Origin of the sequence: Exiguobacterium sp. s131 (assembly GCF_018617345.1) — a bacterium.
GTDB classification, from domain to species: domain Bacteria; phylum Bacillota; class Bacilli; order Exiguobacteriales; family Exiguobacteriaceae; genus Exiguobacterium; species Exiguobacterium profundum.
On record NZ_JACSJX010000004.1, the window covers coordinates 48,872 to 67,362 of the forward strand.

The following is an 18,491-nucleotide window of genomic DNA, read 5'->3' on the forward strand; positions in this document are numbered from 1 at the left end:
CTTGGAACGATTCATAAATATGATTAACGAAAACACATGAGGGGGATTCGATGGTAGACCATGAAGTCAGACTAGAACAGATGTTGAAAGATGATGAAAAACGAAAGAGACAAATGGTGATTCCTTTAATTGGCGTCATGTTGCTCTTCTTTTTATATTTTTGGAAGACAGACATCCTCTTATTGTTACCAATGATTATCGTTGGACAAGTTCCGCTCCTGTATCACGCTTGGCATCGCAAAAAGTTACTCCTTTCATTTAATGAGGACACACGTTACCAACAACTCGTGCGTTCCGAGTTTGCATCTAAATTTGCTCAGCCGCTCCTGCTTCTCATACTGATTGCCAGTGTAGAGCTTGGATGGATTACTTTACTTACGTTCATCATCGCAGCTTTTATCGGAATCATAGGCTTGTTGATTTTAAGTGTTCGCTTCGATCGCAAGCTAAAAGAAATCGACCCGTTACACGTGACGGGTGTCGAACTCGGTCATGTCCAGCTGCAACGGAAAAAACGAAAAAGTGAAGCGCGATGAATAAACAAGAGCGTCTCCTCAAAATGGTCGAACAGGATCTCGACGCACGAGGAATCAGCACACTATTTGGCACCATCGGTCTGTTTCTCCTTCTCGTTGTTTCGGTCATAAGAGGTATCACGGTGACGACGGTTGCCTTCTCTTTCCTCGTGACCCAACTGCCGATGCTCTATCAAGCGTGGCGACGGATGGAGTTGTTACGTACATTTAACGAAGACGAGGAATACCAACGTCTCGTTCGTCGAGAATTTCAAATCCTCGTCGCCATGTTTGGATCACTTGGTGTATTTACTTTCCTCACGTGGTTCGTATTGGATTCGATGCAGGAACTACTCGGTGTCGCATTGATTGTCATCATTACGCTTCTCATCTTGTACGTGCCGATGGATCGGAAACTACGTGAAGCGGACCCGGAGCACGTGACCAATCGAGAGTTACGACAAGCACATCGTAAACAGAAACTCAGCCCCTGACAGAGCGTCAGAGGCTGAGTTTTTTCATGAGAACATGGAGATGCGAAAGCCGCAGACGACCATGCCAATTGTATAGAATGTGAACCGGTATCGTTCCCAAAACGATTCATTCATCGTGTCACCGCTACATCATCAAGCGGCGTGTCAACCATCCGAACGAACGCTTCGTCCGGGTCGGTCGTTCCAGACTCGTCGAGCCAGTCTTGGAAGTCCCCTTCATACAAAACGCGTCCACCATGCAGGAAGATGACATGGGCATCAAGTTGAACCAAGTCATGTAACTGATGTGTGGAGATGAGACATGTCTTGCCCTCATTGACGAGTCGTTGCAGGCGGCGCATGATTTGAATGCGGGACGCCGGGTCGACCCCGCTCGTCGGCTCATCAAATAAATAGAGAGAACGTTTGATTGAAGATAAGAGCGTCACGAAGAGCCATTTCTTCTCCCCGACCGACATCTTCCCGAGCTTCATCGTCCATAGATGTTCGAACAGTTCTTGTTCGCGAGAAGTTGAAAGGTTATTCATATACGATTCGAGTTTCTTGAAGTCGGGACGTTGCGACAGACGTCCGATGAAATAGGCGAAGTCTTTCCCTGTCAACTCATGATGGTTGTACATGAGTTGCGTCAAATAGAGCATGTCCGTCGTCGGAACGAGTTCGAGTGATGTCTTGTCGACCGGAAGTGCCCCGGTCATACAATCAAACAGTGTCGTCTTCCCGGCACCATTTTGTCCAATCAAAACGTTCAGTTTATTCGGTTGCAGGGTGAACGAGACATCATCGAGAACAGGACGTGCCGCTTTCGGATAGCGATAAGTGAGTTGGTTTACGTGCATAAGAACCTCCTAGCGTGTGATGAGTGAGACGAGACTGAAGCGTTTCAACGCAATCGCGCCGATGATGAAATACCCAAGTACAGAGAGGCCTGTCGCCCATACTCCGAACGAGAGCTCGACTTGAGTCGTCAGATGCAGCAACCCGAGCGCGAATTCGTGAAGCGCGTAGAACGGGTTGAGGAAGCTGAACCATTGATCAGGTGACTTGATCGCCAGTAAAAAGAGTGGGAACATCAGTATGTTCGCGAACGTCCCGAGACTCGATACTTTCACTGGAAGTGTCGTGATGGCGACACTGGCAACCGCGAACGGGATACTGCCAATCAATACGAGTAGAGACGTTGCAATCAACTTGAACGAAAAGAACCCGTGAACGAGCGTGACGACCGTTGTGAATAAAGTTAAGCTGATGGAGGCGAATAAGAGTTGCGCCAAGATGACGGCGATGACATATGTCAGTTTGTTGCCTGAGATCATCACGTACGTTTTCATCAGTCCGTATTCACGCATACGAGCGAGTTCGATGCCGACACCGTTCACATATGTAGCAAGAATAATATACACCCAGAAATAAGAGAGCCCTGGGTAGTATTCCGCTGTCGTTGCTTGGCGAATATCTGAAGATGACTGCGTCAAGGCGATTATGAGTGGGATTAAGAATGTCCAGATGAATGGAATCTTATCCGTGACGACAACTTTGGCATACATAAAGAAATAACTTGTGATTTGATGCATCCTGTTCCTCCGCTTGTCTATTTGATTGTTTGTATCGTATCACAATATACGGGATTCATTTGGAAAAAGTTTCAAAAAATAATCCCTCATATCGAATGAGGGATGAAAGAAAATCATTTCACTTTGTCACGTTTCGCAATCTTGTCGCTCACTTGCTGACCGCTCAATGTCACCATCGGCATGCCACCGCCCGGATTGACGGTTCCCCCGACAAAGTAGAGGTTATGATAGAGTTCGCTCTGCTTCTTATGCTTGAAGCCACCGTTCCGATTCTTGTCGGCGACCGTTCCATAAATGGCACCTCGGTCCGATCCGTACGTCCGCTCGATATCATGAGGCGTCCATACGTCACGCGTCACCGTATGTTCACGCAAACCATCGAGACCCATTCGTTCCAATTTGTCGAGTACACGCTCTTCAAAAGCGGCGTACTCTTCTTCCGTGAACGGCACATTCTGAATATACGGAATGTGTGGCAAGATTTTGATGTTCTCATGTCCTGGTGGCGCTTGGGTCGGGTCGGTCTTGTTGACGTTGACGAGGTAAATCGTCGGGTCGTCCGGAAGTTCATGTTTCTCAAAAATTTTATCCATCTGTTCATGCAAATTTTCGGAGAAGAAGAAGTTATGGTGCGCGAGTTGAGGATAGGCTTTCTTCACCCCGAGATGGAGGACGAATCCGGAGCTCGCCGGTTCATATTTATCGACGAGTTTGTCGACATACTGTTTGTCGGCGTCGACCATCTTCTGATAGAACGGGATGACTTCCATGTTCGAGACGAAATAATCAGCGGAACGGAGACGTCCGTCTTCGAGCTCGATGGCGGTCACTTTCTCATTCACCGTATGTGCACGAACCACGCCTTCTCCGGTATGTAGCTTCACACCGATTTCTTCGGCGAGCTTCGTCAAGCCTTCCGCGAGCTTATGGGTGCCGCCTTCGACATACCAACAGCCTTGGGCATATTGCATGTAAATCATCATATTGAGGACGGCCGGTGCGTTATACGGAGACGACCCGACATATTTGACGTAATACGACAGCATATCACGAAGATGTGGATTGCTGATGCGCTTCTTGATGGCGCTATACATCGTCGACGTCAAATCGAATCCGAATAGGGTCGGGAAGATGCCCGTTTTCATGACGGCTTCTAATGGGGATTCAAACCCTTCGGCCAAGTATCCCTTCTCGGTCGTCTTATAGATGCGCGCTGCGTAATTCAGCAGTTCACGATATTCCTGCATGTCTTTTCGAGAGAGGGAAGGGTTTGCCCGCTGCATCTGTTCGAGGTCATGGTAAAGGTCGAGGACGGTATCGTCCGGGAAGAACGAGCGCCATTCGAGCTCAAGCCGCTTGATGGATACATAGTCTTCCATCCGTTTCCCACTTCCACGGAACAGTTTGTCGAAGATGTGAGGCATCGTTAAAATCGAGGGCCCGAGGTCGAAGCCGAATCCGTCTTGTTCGAGACGATTCACTTTCCCGCCGATGTGATCGTTCTTTTCGTAGAGTGAGACGTCGTAACCTTTTTGAGCGAGTGAGATGGCCGCTGACAAGCCGCCGAGCCCTCCGCCGATGACGATGACCGACTTTTCCACTGATGGCATATATTCGCCGCCTTTCCGAAGTGTTATTTTCAAAAAACAGAATGAGTGCTACCTCTTCTATTCCCGTTTCCAAATGAAACGAACATGCTTTTACGGATTTGCCACATCCACAAAGATGTCATCCCTGAACCGACAAAAGTTATGTATAGTAAGGGAACAGATACTGAACGAAAGTAGGAATCTAAGATGATCGTAAAAACAATCACGCTTCACTTTGCGAACGGCGATGAAATCACGATCCCGTTTGATGAGATTGAATCGTGTCGAATGCATGATATTCAAGACGGGATGCGTGTTGCGGCGGATGGACAATTGATCAAAGAAAAAGTGATGCATGGACTCGACCTCGTATTGAAGGATTCGGCGAATCAATTGGAATGGACTGGCGAGGGTGGACCGTTTGACCGCATCCTAGGTATGTCGGATTTACAACATCTCGCCTTCGAGTTTGAAGGGATGCGAGAAAAGTCATACCGCATCGCCTGGCATGATTTAGAGGCGGTGCAAAATGCTTACCAGACGACAACTGAAGAAAATGGGAACTTACACGTGCACGTTCGTGTTTCATAAAAATAGCCTCTCGCAGTATGTGCGGGAGGCTCTATTCGTTTGACTTCACACCACCAGCGACGAGCGGTCCTTCATAAGTGATCGTATAGATAATCCGGGCGATGTCTTCCGCTGTCTCTTCCGAAGACGGATTGTTTAACCACTCATAGATGACGCCCATGTGAGCCGAAGACAGATAGGCGACGAGATATGGAGGCGGGACCAGCATCTTATCCGGATTAAACAAGGTTACAGGCGAGCGCTGAAACAAGGCAGCTTGCATAAATTTTCGAAGCTTTGCCTGGAACGTCGGATCTCCGTTCGGTCCGAGGAGTGGCTTCATGATGATTTGGTTGTCTTCGATGAAGCGAATGAACGGAATGAGGTAATGGTACGAGTTGTCGGTCCGTTCGTCTCCGAAGATGTGCGGCAACTGATGAATCAACTTCTGTTCGGCTTCCTCAAAAATTTCATCGACACATTTCTCCATCAACTCGAACTTATCCACATAGTGGCTATAAAAGGTGCCCCGATTGATACCTGCCCGTTCGGTCAACTGTTTGACGGTGACGGCTTCAAATCCCCGTTCTTCTATAAGGCTGAAGAAGGCATCTTTGATCAATTTCTTCGTCCGGATGACGCGTAAATCGGTTTGTTCCATATTATTTCTCCTTTTCCTCAACATATTCAGACCATCTGTCGGAAAACCGACACGATGCCCGATATTGACGATTGTTGCCACAGTGAACGGGGTCTATACTGAACATATAAACCAACACGGTGTCGATTATCTTGAGTATACACGATGAGGCGCCGAAAAGGAGTGACAGAAATGAACATTCAACTGCAACGCGTCGACAAGTCATTCGGTGACCAACTCGCCATCGACAACATCGACTTCACCATCCCATCCGGAGAGATTTGCTGCTTGCTCGGACCCTCTGGATCGGGGAAGACGACGCTCATCCGACTCATGATCGGCGCCCTCGCACCGGACAAAGGAAGTGTCCATATCGGCGAAACGAAGATGCCAAACATGGACATGCTCCAACAAATCGGATTTATGCCGCAGAACGATGGCTTGTACGAAGACTTGTCGGCTGAGGCGAACCTCGCCTTCTTCGGATCGATTTATAAGTTAGGGAAAAAGGCGCTCCAAGAACGCATCACCGAAGTGCTCAACCTTGTCGATTTAACGAACGACCGGCATAAGCTCGTCCGCAATTTTTCAGGCGGGATGAAGAAGCGTCTTTCCTTGGCTATCGCCATTTTGCATAAGCCGGATGTGTTGTTTCTTGATGAACCGACGGTCGGAATTGACCCAATCTTACGTCGTCAAATCTGGGATCAGTTTCAGGTGATTCGGAGGGAAGGGACGACCATCATCGTCTCGACGCACGTCATGGATGAAGTGCTCGAGTGCGACCGTGCCGCGCTCGTCTACAACGGACGGTTGATCGCCTATGACCATGTGCAAGATTTGCTCGACCAGACCGAGAACGGTCGCGTCGAAGAACTGTTCTTGATTGCTGGGAAAGAGGAGGTGGGTGACCATGCGTAACTTAGCGAAGCGTGTCATCTTTCAGACGTTGAATGATAAACGAAGCGTCGCCTTGATTTTGATTGCGCCACTTCTTATATTGACACTCGTCTACTTCCTACTCGGTGACTCGGATTACGTGCCGACTGTCGTTCTGGACGACAACGCACCCGAACAGCTCGTCGATGCGTTCGAAGACGAGACGCTCGAAGTGGAACAGGCCACGTTCGATGATCCAAAAGTATATATCGAAGACAATGAACATGTCGATGCCGTGTTTGAAATGAATCAAGAAGGAACGACCATCACGTTACGCGAACCTTCGACGAAGTCGTCGAAGGCAGTTGGTGAGATTCAAGATGCGTTGGCGACGCTCAACCCTGAAGCTAAAATCGATACGTCATTCGTCTATGGGGAAGAGGACCAATCGACATTCGATTCGTTCGGCTTCGTCTTCCTATCCCTTTTCTCGTTCTTCTTCGTGTTCATCTTATCTGCGATGGCACTCGTCAAAGAACGGAGTGGCGGTACGCTCGAACGACTGTTGATGACTCCAATCAAACGAGGACAAGTCATTTTAGGATATACACTCGGGTACGGAACGTTTGCGGTGATTCAGTCAATTTTCATCGTGCTCTATTCGATTTATGTGCTCGGTCTGTCTTCGCTCGGGAATATGGCGTGGGTCATGTTGACGATGCTACTCATGGCGGGTACGGCGGTGCTCTTCGGAGCGACCATCTCGGTGTTTGCCCGATCGGAACTACAAGTCGTACAGATGATTCCGTTCACCATCATCCCGCAAGTATTCTTCTCGGGACTCATCCCGCTCGACTTGATTCCATATGGTCTCGGGAACTTGAGTTACATCATGCCAATCTTCTACGGAGCGACAGCGATCAAGGAAGTCATGATTTACGGAAGTGGCTTCTCAGGCATCTGGGTATATTTACTCGGTTTGATTCTCTATGCAGGTGTCTTGTACCTCTTGAATATGCGGGCGCTTGGGAAGTATCGGGGGCATTGAGTTATATAAACGTTAGCGAAGGCTGTGGTACTTATAGAGTGCCATGGCTTTGTGTTCATCCACAAAAAAAGCACTCGGACGATTGTCCGAAATGCTCATTAGCGTTTGAGTAACAACATCACGCCGGTCATGAATAATGCGATTCCGCTCGCGAGTCTAACTTGTTTGCACGTCACGTTCTTTCACCCCTACATTTCCTCATCGTTTTGCTTTAGCGACAAGTTTTGGTGTTTTCGACATTTCTTGATAAATCGAAAGAATCTCGGTCCCGTAATTTCCTTTCGGCTGCATGGCCCATTTTTGGTGAAGAGATGGCCACGTCGTTGCAGAGCCTCGCTTGACGAGATGGAAGCGTGGGTCGACTTGTTTCGTGTTCAGTGCATCGCTTGAAGCGTATGCTTTTAGATGCTGAATTTGAGCAGTCACCCCTTGTTGTGGGGAACGGAAAAAGTGACCTTTTACACCATTTCCAGTCGTCCCGATTCCAGAGTAGTTATGCTGCTTCGGAAGGACATCGCCACCGTAACGGAAATAACCAGTCTCTTTCAATGCTTGTGCGAATGCGACATCCCCACGAACACCTTCCTTAGCGCCGATGATGACGAAGAGGTTCGCCAAGTCTTCGACCGACGTTTGTACTAGCCGGACATCACGAGGATTCTTCTTTTTTACGTAATCCGCCATTTGTTGCGGAGTCAAAGCCGATACTCCCATAATAGCACGATTCTGCTTCTTCGGGGCCGCCTCAACGATTGATCCAGTCGAGAGAAAAGAAGATGTGATCAGAAGAAATACAATCATCAAGCTAAACACTTTTTTCATCATATGTACCCTCCTAAACGAATCCTATCCATTGAGAAATAATACCATATTAGGATTAAATTTTAATTTCAGATTTATTTATGAAGGAAATGAGAAATTAAAAAAAGTCGCTCTGAATTCAACATTCAAAGCGGCTTCTCAACATTTAATTTGCTTGTTTCAATTCTTCAACAGTCTCTACTTGATCATCGAACTTCCGCACATCCACTCGTTTTACGAAGAACGCAAGGACGAGCGCCAAGAGGTTCATCCCAAGTGCGACATAAAATGAATATTGAATCCCAGATAAGAGGGCTTGCTGAGTGATGGCACCCATCGAACTCTCTGTGAGTGTCGCAGGATCGACTCCTGTCATCAATGATTCAGCTTCCGTACGTGTCACCGAGTTCATGATGGTGACGAGGACTGCCGTACCAATCGCACCAGATACTTGTTGAGCCGTGTTGTTGATGGCCGTTCCGTGTGGATTGAGGCGAGTCGGTAACTGGTTGAGTCCATTAGTCATAATCGGCATCATAACCATCGACATCCCAAACATACGCAACGTGTACGTTAAAACGATGTACGTGTAGGTCGAATCGAGTTGGACGTTTGCGAGCATATACGTTGATACCGCGGTGATTGTCAGACCGGTAAGTGCCAATAATTTTGGCCCGAATCGGTCAAATAGTTTACCTGTGATCGGTGACATGATTCCCATGATGATCGCACCAGGTAGAAGCATGAGCCCTGAATCGAGTGGTGAGATACCACGTACGCTTTGGACGTAAGCTGGTGTCAAAATCATACCGGAGAACATTGCGACCGCGTTGACCATCGCAATGACTGACGCGAGTGCGAACATCGGATGTTTGTAAGCACGCAAGTCGAGCAATGGTTTTTCCATATGAAGCTGGCGGTAGATGAAGGCAATCAACGAAATGGCACCGACAATCATCGTCGCCAAGACGATTGGATTATCCCAGCCGTCCGAACTTGCTGAACTGACACCGTATAAAATCCCACCAAATCCGAGTGTCGATAAGACGAGTGACAAGTAGTCGAGAGATTGATCTTTATTTTGGACCATGACGTTCTCTGCTTTCCAAACAGCGAGCGCGAGACCGATGATCGCGAGCGGTAAAATCATTTCGAATAAGACGCGCCAGTCATAGTACTCGACGATATAACCGGAAAGTGTCGGTCCAATCGCAGGTGCCGAGATCATGACAAGTCCGAAAATCCCCATCGCCATCCCCCGTTTTTCACGCGGGAAGCTGACGAGCATGACGTTCATTAAGAGTGGTCCCATTGTTGAGGCACCGATGGCTTGAATCATTCGACCGCTCAACAACCAGCCGAAGTTCGGCGAGAAGGCCGCGATAGCCGTACCGATGGCGAAGATGCTCATCGAAGTAATGAACAAGCTTCGGTTTGAAAAACGAGTGATTAAATAGGCGGATGCCGGAACGAGCACCCCCGTCACGAGCATAAAGCCGGTCGCGAGCCATTGAACGGTCGAGTAGTCTGCAATTTCGAGATCGACCATGATCGATGGGAGCGCGACGTTCAGTAATGAGTTGTTTAAAAATGCGATGAATGCACCCGCAAAGAGCACCGCCAACATGACATAAGGCGGTTTCTTTTGGAATTCTGGTTTCATATGGATGGCTCCTTTATTTTCTAAATAGTTATGTGTTGGTAAGTGTCGATGAAATGATTTTATACCCGTTGTATAAATAAAGCAACCATTTTGTACTATTAGTCTAAAAAGGTTTTCGGTGCTATAGTAAAGGTACAAACTAGACAGAACGGAGTCAGGAAAATATGAAAGAGAAAAAGAGAAAAGTTGCCGATATTGCCATGTCTCTCTTCATCGAAAATGGGGTACAGCACACATCGGTGCAAGAGATCATCGACCGCGCTAATATCTCCAAAGGGACGTTTTATAATTACTTCTCATCGAAGACGGATTGTGTCGCTAGTATCCTCGAGAACTTACGATATGATGCAGGGCAACGCCGAATCGAAATGCAGATGGGGCGGGATAAGCGAGATCGTGACGTCTTCATCGAACAGATTTCGATATTGATTCAATTGAACGAAGAGCGGAACTTGCACGCGTTATTTGAATCGATCATGTCGTCGAACGAGAATGAATTGAAGAAGCTTGTACTCCAACATCGCATTTATGAAATCGAGTGGATTGCGATGCGTTTGACGGAAATCATCGGAGAGTCCGTCAGACCGTATTCGATGGAATTGACGGTGCTCTTCAACGGAATGTTGCAACATATCTTGTTTACGAACCGCATCACGAATGCTGCCTACTCTCCTCAAAAAGTCGTCCGAAGCTTATACACGTATGTCGAATTGATTGCCGCTCGGATGATGGAGACAGGAGAGCACGTCTTGAACCCGGTCACGGTCGATCAAATGCGTGGGACGACAGATAAACATCTCATAAAAATCGAAGAATTGATCGAGATGGCTGCTCGCATCGAAGAGCATGTCGACATGACGGAAGAACAGCGAGATTTGTTCGATGCGATTTCGTTCGAACTTAAACAAGAGCGTCTCCGGAAAATCGTGTTAGAGCAACTGTTAAAGCCATTCCAACGGCTATTTAAAGGCGTGACAGGCGAGACAGAAGTACAAAAGTTCACGAATCTCGTGTGGTTGTATACGCGGACACATTAAAAATCATCCAATATTTTGGATGATTTTTATTTTTGGTCAGAAAAGATAGAACAAGTGTGGGTTCGTATGGGAAATATGGGTAATAATTAATGACAGGTCATGTTGAGCTAAAGGGAGTGAAGATAGGAGGAGTAGAATATGCTAGAAAGTGTGCTTGCATTTACCGCCATCGCTCTGCTTATAGGTGGAGCGGCATATGGTCTCTTTTCTGTATTTCGTTATTTTATCAAAAAGGATATCACACCATTCCCAATCATATTAGGAGGCTCGATTTTTATCGCAGGTATTTGGTTGATTTTCATACTCGGAATTCTTGAAACAAATAATCAAGAAGCTGTTACTAATTTTGAAGAAGAGAGCACGGTAGCAGTTACAGAAGACGAAAGTGAACCTGAACCGGTAATTGAAGCGGAGGAACCTGAAGAGATCGAAGAAGTTCAAGAACCTTCAGTGGAAGAGTTTTTACAGGACGTTCAGCCTGAGGACCCAATATCGAACTACAAAGATTACATGGAATTTTATGAATTACAAATTAACCGAGGATATACTGTTTATGATCTGGAGTTTGATGAAGTCACCATCGAGAATCGAAACATAATCGTGGTATATGACGCAGACTCAATTATCGAGGTAGGCGTGAATAAAGATTTAGATCAAGTAAAAAACGATCATGTTAAAAGGATTCAAGAAGAATTGACAACAACAATAGAAGGTTCATCAGATATGGGGACAGATGCAATTCGACTTGAAAAAGGTTTTGCTATTGTAGCCAGCACTTACAATGGATCAAGCAACTTTGCAGTGACCCTGCAGAATGATCAAGGGGAAATGATTGATTTACTAGTGAATGAAATAGGAAACTATTCAGGAAAGAGTTTTGTTTGGATTGAGAATACAGGGGATTATTACTTAAATATAAATGGCAATCAAGGAAATTGGACAATTAACGTTATGCAATATCGACCACTTGAAACAGAAAATCTACCAGGTGATATAAAAGGCAAAGGTGACGATGTAGTCTTTTTTGAAATTGATAAAGGGTCTTATCAAATTTCGTTTTCACATAATGGGGATTCTAATTTTGCTGTGACCGTCAACAAGGTGGATTTGTTAGTGAACGAAATAGGGAGTTACGAAGGCTCTCAGCGCTACTCTTTTGAAGAGTCTAGTGTGTATGTGTTTGTTGTGACGGCAGATGGAGACTGGAGCATTAACGTTAAAGAATAATTAGAGTACGGGTTAATTACAACATAGTCTAACTTGTACACAGGTATGACAAAATTCTTCTCGATACAGTAATATAGAAGAAACAAGGAATGGAAAAAAGAATCAAAAAGTTTCCTCGAAAAAGAATTGATTCCTACAAATCCATACGCTACAATCAAATTACCGAAAGCGCTTTCGGGAAGAGGAGAATGACATGGGTACGATTTATGATTTAGCCAAAAAAACAGGATTCTCAATCACGACAGTGTCCAAAGCGTTGAACAATTACCAAGACGTGAGTGACAAGACGAGAGCGAAGATTCTTCAAGCCGCTGCTGAGATGGACTACTTGCCGAACGCACATGCCCAGTCGTTATCGACGAAAAAATCATGGGCGATCGGGGTCATGTTCTCAGAGGCGAATGAAGTTGGGATGAAGCACCCGTTCTTCAACGGAATCATCGAAAGTTTTCGTCACGCGACAGAGGAGCAAGGCTACGATTTAATTTTCGCCTCGCGGAATCTGCGCAATCGTGACATGAGTTACCTCGAACACTTTAAACACCGTGCGGTCGACGGCATCGTCGTCATCTGCTCGGACCGAATGGATGAGCAAGTTCAAGAGCTCATGCGAAGCGACATCCCGATCGTCGTCGTCGATATGGACAGCGCCAACTGTAGCGTCGTCTATTCCGATAACATCGAAGGGGCACGCCTCGCTGTGAATTATCTCTATGAACTCGGTCACCGAAAAATTGCCCACATCGCTGGGGATGAAACGATTGACGCCGGAGCGGCGCGAATCAAAGGATATGAACTTGCGATGCAAGAGCTGGACCTTCCGATTCGACCGGGCTACCTCGTCAACGCCGGTTTCTTCTCGGTTGAGGAAGGCAAGCAAGCGATGGAACGATTGCTTGAACTAGACGATCAACCGACTGCAGTCTTTGTGGCCGGGGATCAAATGGCAATCGGTGTAATCGAAGCCATTCACGAACACGGTCTTCATGTCCCGAATGACATCTCTGTCATCGGATATGATGACATTGAAATGATACAATACATCACGCCGAAACTGACCACGATTCGCCAAGATACGGACGAAATCGGAGAAGCGGCAGCAGAACTTTTACTTGAACAAATGACCGCGAAAGAGCGACTCACTGAACGTCGCGTCATTCCGGTACGCTTAGTCGAACGGGCATCCTGTGCACCGGTCAAACAGTGATTTATAGCCAATGATGTTTCGAAGTCGCTCTCTTTTCTTCAGCAGATGGAGAGGGGAGCGCGATTTCGAAAGTCATTTTTAGAGAAAATCGAAACCGCTTTCGATAATTTTAAACCTCTTCTTGCAAGCGCTTTCTACTACTACTTATAAAAAGGATGGGAACAACACATGCGTAAATTAGTCAGCTTACTTACACTCGGAGCACTTTCAGTTGGCGTCTTGAAGTCCATGACGATAACCGGATCGACTACGTCCGCCAGCACCTCGAAGCCGTCTCCGATTTGAACGATGAAGGCATGAACATTCAAGGCTACTACCTCTGGTCGCTCATGGATAACTTCGAATGGAGCTTCGGTTATGAGAAGCGCTTCGGCATCCTCTATATCGACTTCGAGACACAGGAGCGCATCTGGAAAGACAGCGCGAAGTGGTATGCCGGTGTCATCGCCGACCATAAAGCCAAACACGCAGATAGCGTCGAGGCGTAACATGCATCCATCCCTGCCGCTACGGGGATGGATTTTTTGTGTGGAATGCTATCTTTTTGGGAACGAGGATAGGGGAGGGATGTTCTATGAAACGTGAGTTTGCGACATACGAAGTGACGGGATATGACGACCTTGGGAAAATCAAATTCGTTCATTTGAGAGAAGGCGAGTTCGTGTTGCCCGTTGAGATCAAGGGAGATGACTTACGAAAAATCAAGAAAATGATGGAGCTCAATCCAGGTGTGACCGTGATTATTCATGCGGCGATTGACCAGAGGCGGATGCGGTTGCTTGAAGTGGAGGGCTATTCGCTCCGGAAAGAGGATACGTAAAACGCTAGCACTGAAAAAGGGCTGGCGTTTGTTTACATAGATTGGGCAACGAAACACCAGGATAAATCTCACGATTCACTCGTGATGACGCACAAAAGTCACCGACCATGAAACGGTTCGGTGACTTTGTTGGATTGACTGATGCGTTTGACTCGTTTCAATATGTCCCGTTTCGGTAAATTCGGGTAATCATGCTGGATGCGTTCGACGCAGGACACGATGGTTTCGGTTCGTAACAGGTGGATGATCTGCTGATCGATTGAATCAAGTTCAAGAGGTACGTCTTCTTTCGAATTCTCACGATTTAGCCAAAATGATGCACCGAATAAGTGTACGAATACAATCGCCATGACGGTGAGCGTCGATAAATCGATAGACGGAAAGAGTGTCAGTACGACGTATAGACTGATTCCGCTCACTGTTCCTTGAAGAATGGTGTCGATTAGACGCGGTATGTTCGAATGAACAAACGAGCGTAATGCTCCCGTTAACGCATCAACGAACAAACTGAGGATTGTCGACAATAGATAGAAACAACCGAGCATCGCGAGAGTCGATAAGATTCGGAACGGTGTGTCTTCAAGCAGATAGATGAGAATCAAATCGACGGCAAGTAGCGGGGCGAGTGCGAGTGTTAAAATCAATGCGCCCCAACCGAGTCCAGTCACAGCCTTCATGAGACATGTGCACGATATCGTCCGAGTGCGATGATGGCACAGAAGAGACAGACTGTATGGATCACGATTCCGATGAGCATGGCATACGGCAAGATCGATTGGAAGCCAAGACCGAATGCAAGGGCGGCGCTCGATAGGATCAGAAAGCTCGGCGTATAATTTCGGACGGTTGTTTTCTGCTTCTTCGCATGTACCATAAAGTATCCCGCAATGAGTAAAAAGACAGGAAACAACAGGATGGGGTAGACCGATTGAAGCGCCAATCCGAGTAATCCGGACAGACCAGCGATAACGGCGAATATAGAAGGGTAATAAGCTTTCAAATTTCCAACTCCTTAACTCTTTTCCCTAAATATAACAGCCCTCCTCATTGCTGAGAAGGGCTGTCGTTTTTGTTTCAGGCATATCTCTTTCATTCGTCAATTGTTGAAAAAAGTCGAACGATTCATTGCGAGAATATTCGGAAAATGTGAAACAATAATAAGAAATTATACGTATAAGGGAGATAGATGCTTTATAGAAAGGGTGTTTGTTAAGTGAACAATCAAAATCGTTTCGTACAAGAGGAGACATGGTGGAAGTCACCACTTCGAATAAAATATACCTCGTTTGCGTTCATACTCATAGCGCTTGCTGTGTCGTACTTCGAAGGTAATGTAGGGCTGACAGTTCCACTCATTGTTGTCGGGATCGCGATGATTGGGATAGACGTTAGCAAGTATCAGAAACAACGTACGCATGTAAGCGGAAAAACCAAAGTGAAATCTCTTAAATGGGAGCTCATATATGACTTAGTGGATTCTGCAATTCTTATTGTAATAACCGTGACGCTCCTTTTTATGAAAGTTGACACGTTGACAGTTTTTGTTGTTCTCACCTTGTGGATGGTATTCGGTCAAACTTTCCAAAGACAATTTGGAGAACGCATGCCTTCGGTGGATCAATCTGAGAAACAAGGGTTAAAGAGATGAATGAACGTATAATGAAAGAAAAAGCATGGAAGCGTTTATTCGACCAATGGATATTCGGCCTGTTTGGAACATTTGTAGTACTGATGTTACCGATCAGTTTATTAACAGATGACCTTACGTGGGGCGTGTTATATATCGCCTGTGCGCTCATTCCGCTGAACATCTTATATGTGAAGCGCTATCGAATGCGCCTGAGGTTTCACCCAGAACTGAAAGGATTGTATCGTCGTCAGCTCGTTCGGGACGGATTCAACAGTGCTGCCTTTTTCCTCGCGTTGAATCATCAACTATTGTTCACATCAAACGTGGCGTATGTGTGTGCCACGGTATTCATCGGTGGTGCGATGCTATGGACGTTAAACGTGAACAAACAAACGAAACAACAAGATATGGAGTATCTACATTTCGACAAGGAGGCGATATAGGTGGCACAAGACGTAAAGTGGATGCGACGAATGAGACGTTATGCCGTACCCATCTTGATTCTTTATGTCACGGCCATTATTGTCGCTCTCTTATTTAGAGAAAATGTGGCTCATCCCCATCATGGCGTCAGTCTCTATGATCATCGTCGTGATGGGCTATCAAGAGATGCGTATCATGTGGCGAATGACAAAACATCCGAAAGCTCATCGAATGCTTATATTCCAATACGTATTCGAATGGGTGGATGCAATTTTGTTGACGGCGCTCATGGTGACGCTTCTGACAGCGGAAGATTTTGGTCTCGTGATCGGTCTCTTTTTTGGGATATGGGGAGTACTCAGTCCGATTCGGCAAAAGTGGTTCACGAAGCAACTTAAACAAATCGATCCGGAATTACCAACGTATGAGGAAGTGATTGAAGGGAGTGTACTAAATGGACCGTCAATTTGAACTCACGATAACGCATGCCAAACAATTCGAACGGTTCTTTGGCTGGCCGGTACTCGTCATATTCCTCATTTCGTTCATCACCATGTTACGGACACAGGCGACGTGGGTCATCCCGGTCATGTTGGTCGTATCCATTGGTATGGCTTATAAAGGATATATGGAATATCGAGTCATTCGCCCTTTTGCCGAACATCAAAACGTCGTTCGGGTGTTGCGATATCGACTCGTTGACTGTTGGATTAGTGCTGTTTCGTTATTTGTGCTCTTCATCCCGGTGTATGTGAACGAAGATGCCTTCATCCTGACCGGTGGGATCGTCGCCCTTTGGGGGTTGACGAAATCGTATCGAGAGAAGAAGTGGGAAGAGCGGATTCATGCGCATCAGTCAGAACTACCGACGTATGAAGAAGTGTTGGAAGGAGGAGAGAACATATGGAACTATCACCAAAAGTGAAATCGCAAATCGACACGATTCTAAAAGTAGACCGCTTGACGAAATGGGGTGTCGGCATCATCGGAATCGGACTCGTTGTCAGTTTTTTGATTTATGCCTCGTATTGGACACTCTCAGATAGTGTCGTCACGGGAACATTATATGCGGTGCTCGCCGCAATCTTGACGGGTATTTTTATCCAATATCGGATGTGGTTGCGCTTCGTGAAGAATCAAACGGCGCGTAACCTATTGTCATTCAAAATGATCGCGCACACGCTCGCTTTGACAGGTGTCGGGATTTATGGACTCTTCTATTTCACGAGTGAAGCGACGAGCACACAATCGTTCCGTATGTTCCTCCTTTCGCAACTGACGTTTTTCGGGATTGAATACTTGGCGAAGCGGTTCGACCGCGTCATTCAGTCTTACGATGAAAACTATTTGACGGATCAAGATTTAAAAGAAATTCGTGAGGTCCGTGAATACGAGAAGGAGCAACGTCGTGAACAAGCGTGATCAGATGAGAGAGCTTGTCGGAGTGGAAACTGAAAAGAATGGAGTCTTCACTTTTCTGTCGTGGATGATCTGTATATCGTTGTTTGTGGCGACTGAAAAAGGATGGGTGTCAGCAGGAACTGTTCTTTTGATTGGTCAATTTGCGGGCTTATTTGCGATTAAAAAATCTTGGAAGAAAGAAACGATTCAATTGAAGTATTTAACGAATCGAGACGCCAAACGTCACATACACTTGATGTCGATTTTTAATTTTTTGACGTTCCCGATTTTGCTCATCCTCATGTTCGGATGGGTAACGAAACAAATTGAGACACCTTACTTTATTGGGTTGATGGTCACTGGAGGTGTCATATCCGTCATCGGTCATAAATGGTACGAGCGATATATGGTTCGTCTCGATGAGAACTATGTCACGGAACGTGAATTAAGAGAAGAACAAAAATGGGGGAGCGCGTGAGCGTCTCTCCCATTTTATATGAACGTTCGAATAACAAAGTAGAGGCAGGTTAGGAAAGGAATTAGGAAAAGAAAACCTAGCCATTCACCTTGGCCAAATAAGAGCCAAGCAAATAATTGAAACGAAAGTACACCGACTGTTGCAAATGTCGCAAATCGATAAGCTTTTGGGCGCGATGCAGGATCCTCCCACCATTCTTTAAAGAATGGAAGGCTAAAGAGAAGGGCGAGTCCTAGGAAAAAAGCTGCTGGAAAAACAAGTAGGTCACCAACATCACTTTGACCTCTTAATTGCAGCCATTTTGATGTGACAGATAATATGATTCCGATTACTAAAAATAGACTTGCCATCTCATTCCCCTCCATCATTGAATATTGTTACTTGTATCATGCCCGTTCTCTCCCTACTCGAAAACCTGATGGATTGGTGGCTTTTTAGTGAAAGTGGTGACTTTTACATGAACGGTAAAAAAGTATTTAGCGACTACTTTAACAA

24 protein-coding genes and 1 pseudogene are annotated in these 18,491 nt (G+C 46.1%); 16 read left to right on the forward strand and 9 right to left on the reverse strand.

What is annotated here, in order from left to right; translation table 11 throughout:
* Positions 1-50 precede the first annotated feature (50 nt).
* Positions 51-536 (forward strand): hypothetical protein, encoded by a 486-nt coding sequence (locus KNO69_RS13685; RefSeq protein ID WP_214818733.1) that lies wholly within the window; start codon positions 51-53, stop codon positions 534-536.
* A complete protein-coding gene (locus tag KNO69_RS13690) occupies positions 533-1,009 on the forward strand; it encodes a hypothetical protein (RefSeq protein ID WP_214818734.1) in 477 nt (158 codons plus the stop codon). Before KNO69_RS13685 ends, KNO69_RS13690 begins: the two co-directional genes overlap by 4 nt.
* A gap of 110 nt (positions 1,010-1,119) precedes the next feature.
* Here the strand turns inward: KNO69_RS13690 and KNO69_RS13695 are convergent, their stop codons facing one another.
* The 3 genes from KNO69_RS13695 to KNO69_RS13705 all read right to left on the reverse strand — a co-directional run bounded on the left by KNO69_RS13695 (position 1,120) and on the right by KNO69_RS13705 (position 4,193).
* Entirely contained in the window at positions 1,120-1,848 is a 729-nt protein-coding gene (locus tag KNO69_RS13695) for an AAA family ATPase (RefSeq protein ID WP_214818735.1), read from the reverse strand.
* 9 nt (positions 1,849-1,857) lie between these two features.
* The gene (locus KNO69_RS13700; protein ID WP_214685708.1) at positions 1,858-2,583 is read right to left on the reverse strand and encodes a hypothetical protein; all 726 of its coding nucleotides are present in this window, start codon (positions 2,581-2,583) and stop codon (positions 1,858-1,860) included.
* A 113-nt stretch (positions 2,584-2,696) separates the two neighbouring features.
* Positions 2,697-4,193 carry a phytoene desaturase family protein gene (locus KNO69_RS13705; protein WP_214758653.1) on the reverse strand — a complete coding sequence of 499 codons (1,497 nt, stop codon included), beginning with the start codon at positions 4,191-4,193 and terminating at the stop codon, positions 2,697-2,699.
* Positions 4,194-4,379: 186 nt separating this feature from the next.
* On the opposite strand from KNO69_RS13705, the gene KNO69_RS13710 reads away from it, so the two are divergent.
* Positions 4,380-4,763, forward strand: a complete 384-nt coding sequence (locus KNO69_RS13710; protein WP_078146213.1) for a hypothetical protein — start codon at positions 4,380-4,382, stop codon at positions 4,761-4,763.
* Between the two features lie 31 nt (positions 4,764-4,794).
* Here the strand turns inward: KNO69_RS13710 and KNO69_RS13715 are convergent, their stop codons facing one another.
* Positions 4,795-5,403 carry a TetR/AcrR family transcriptional regulator gene (locus KNO69_RS13715; protein ID WP_211781788.1) on the reverse strand — a complete coding sequence of 203 codons (609 nt, stop codon included), beginning with the start codon at positions 5,401-5,403 and terminating at the stop codon, positions 4,795-4,797.
* A 171-nt stretch (positions 5,404-5,574) separates the two neighbouring features.
* Here KNO69_RS13715 and KNO69_RS13720 point away from each other — a divergent pair, with 171 nt between their 5' ends.
* Positions 5,575-6,303 (forward strand): ABC transporter ATP-binding protein, encoded by a 729-nt coding sequence (locus KNO69_RS13720; RefSeq protein ID WP_214818736.1) that lies wholly within the window; start codon positions 5,575-5,577, stop codon positions 6,301-6,303.
* Entirely contained in the window at positions 6,296-7,309 is a 1,014-nt protein-coding gene (locus KNO69_RS13725) for an ABC transporter permease (protein WP_214818741.1), read from the forward strand. Before KNO69_RS13720 ends, KNO69_RS13725 begins: the two co-directional genes overlap by 8 nt.
* A gap of 198 nt (positions 7,310-7,507) precedes the next feature.
* Here the strand turns inward: KNO69_RS13725 and KNO69_RS13730 are convergent, their stop codons facing one another.
* Positions 7,508-8,131, reverse strand: coding sequence for a glucosaminidase domain-containing protein (locus KNO69_RS13730; protein ID WP_251124979.1), 624 nt, complete (start codon positions 8,129-8,131; stop codon positions 7,508-7,510).
* 145 nt (positions 8,132-8,276) lie between these two features.
* Complete coding sequence (locus tag KNO69_RS13735) at positions 8,277-9,773, reverse strand: MDR family MFS transporter (protein ID WP_214818743.1); 1,497 nt, start codon at positions 9,771-9,773, stop codon at positions 8,277-8,279.
* Between the two features lie 164 nt (positions 9,774-9,937).
* On the opposite strand from KNO69_RS13735, the gene KNO69_RS13740 reads away from it, so the two are divergent.
* The 5 genes and pseudogenes from KNO69_RS13740 to KNO69_RS13760 all read left to right on the forward strand — a co-directional run bounded on the left by KNO69_RS13740 (position 9,938) and on the right by KNO69_RS13760 (position 14,064).
* Positions 9,938-10,810, forward strand: coding sequence for a TetR/AcrR family transcriptional regulator (locus KNO69_RS13740; RefSeq protein WP_214818744.1), 873 nt, complete (start codon positions 9,938-9,940; stop codon positions 10,808-10,810).
* A gap of 138 nt (positions 10,811-10,948) precedes the next feature.
* Entirely contained in the window at positions 10,949-12,037 is a 1,089-nt protein-coding gene (locus tag KNO69_RS13745) for a hypothetical protein (RefSeq protein WP_214818745.1), read from the forward strand.
* A gap of 193 nt (positions 12,038-12,230) precedes the next feature.
* Positions 12,231-13,244, forward strand: coding sequence for a LacI family DNA-binding transcriptional regulator (locus KNO69_RS13750; protein ID WP_214818746.1), 1,014 nt, complete (start codon positions 12,231-12,233; stop codon positions 13,242-13,244).
* A gap of 221 nt (positions 13,245-13,465) precedes the next feature.
* Positions 13,466-13,732, forward strand: a pseudogene (locus KNO69_RS13755) (family 1 glycosylhydrolase); the annotation flags it as partial.
* An 86-nt stretch (positions 13,733-13,818) separates the two neighbouring features.
* Complete coding sequence (locus tag KNO69_RS13760) at positions 13,819-14,064, forward strand: hypothetical protein (RefSeq protein WP_031424613.1); 246 nt, start codon at positions 13,819-13,821, stop codon at positions 14,062-14,064.
* A 98-nt stretch (positions 14,065-14,162) separates the two neighbouring features.
* Here KNO69_RS13760 and KNO69_RS13765 read toward each other — a convergent pair whose 3' ends face one another.
* A complete protein-coding gene (locus tag KNO69_RS13765) occupies positions 14,163-14,741 on the reverse strand; it encodes a hypothetical protein (RefSeq protein ID WP_214818747.1) in 579 nt (192 codons plus the stop codon).
* A complete protein-coding gene (locus KNO69_RS13770) occupies positions 14,738-15,064 on the reverse strand; it encodes a hypothetical protein (protein WP_214685732.1) in 327 nt (108 codons plus the stop codon). Before KNO69_RS13770 ends, KNO69_RS13765 begins: the two co-directional genes overlap by 4 nt.
* 213 nt (positions 15,065-15,277) lie before the next feature.
* Here KNO69_RS13770 and KNO69_RS13775 point away from each other — a divergent pair, with 213 nt between their 5' ends.
* The 6 genes from KNO69_RS13775 to KNO69_RS13800 all read left to right on the forward strand — a co-directional run bounded on the left by KNO69_RS13775 (position 15,278) and on the right by KNO69_RS13800 (position 17,996).
* Positions 15,278-15,712, forward strand: coding sequence for a hypothetical protein (locus KNO69_RS13775; protein WP_214734998.1), 435 nt, complete (start codon positions 15,278-15,280; stop codon positions 15,710-15,712).
* A complete protein-coding gene (locus KNO69_RS13780; protein WP_214818748.1) occupies positions 15,709-16,137 on the forward strand; it encodes a hypothetical protein in 429 nt (142 codons plus the stop codon). Before KNO69_RS13775 ends, KNO69_RS13780 begins: the two co-directional genes overlap by 4 nt.
* A 121-nt stretch (positions 16,138-16,258) precedes the next feature.
* A complete protein-coding gene (locus tag KNO69_RS13785; protein ID WP_214818749.1) occupies positions 16,259-16,588 on the forward strand; it encodes a hypothetical protein in 330 nt (109 codons plus the stop codon).
* Positions 16,572-17,042: a hypothetical protein gene (locus KNO69_RS13790; protein ID WP_214818750.1), complete on the forward strand. Its 471-nt coding sequence runs from the start codon at positions 16,572-16,574 to the stop codon at positions 17,040-17,042. The genes KNO69_RS13785 and KNO69_RS13790 overlap by 17 nt, the downstream gene beginning before the upstream one ends.
* Positions 17,021-17,539 carry a hypothetical protein gene (locus KNO69_RS13795; protein ID WP_214818751.1) on the forward strand — a complete coding sequence of 173 codons (519 nt, stop codon included), beginning with the start codon at positions 17,021-17,023 and terminating at the stop codon, positions 17,537-17,539. Before KNO69_RS13790 ends, KNO69_RS13795 begins: the two co-directional genes overlap by 22 nt.
* The gene (locus tag KNO69_RS13800; protein WP_214818753.1) at positions 17,526-17,996 is read left to right on the forward strand and encodes a hypothetical protein; all 471 of its coding nucleotides are present in this window, start codon (positions 17,526-17,528) and stop codon (positions 17,994-17,996) included. The genes KNO69_RS13795 and KNO69_RS13800 overlap by 14 nt, the downstream gene beginning before the upstream one ends.
* Before the next feature lie 14 nt (positions 17,997-18,010).
* Here the strand turns inward: KNO69_RS13800 and KNO69_RS13805 are convergent, their stop codons facing one another.
* Positions 18,011-18,346, reverse strand: coding sequence for a hypothetical protein (locus KNO69_RS13805; RefSeq protein WP_214818754.1), 336 nt, complete (start codon positions 18,344-18,346; stop codon positions 18,011-18,013).
* Positions 18,347-18,491 lie beyond the last annotated feature (145 nt).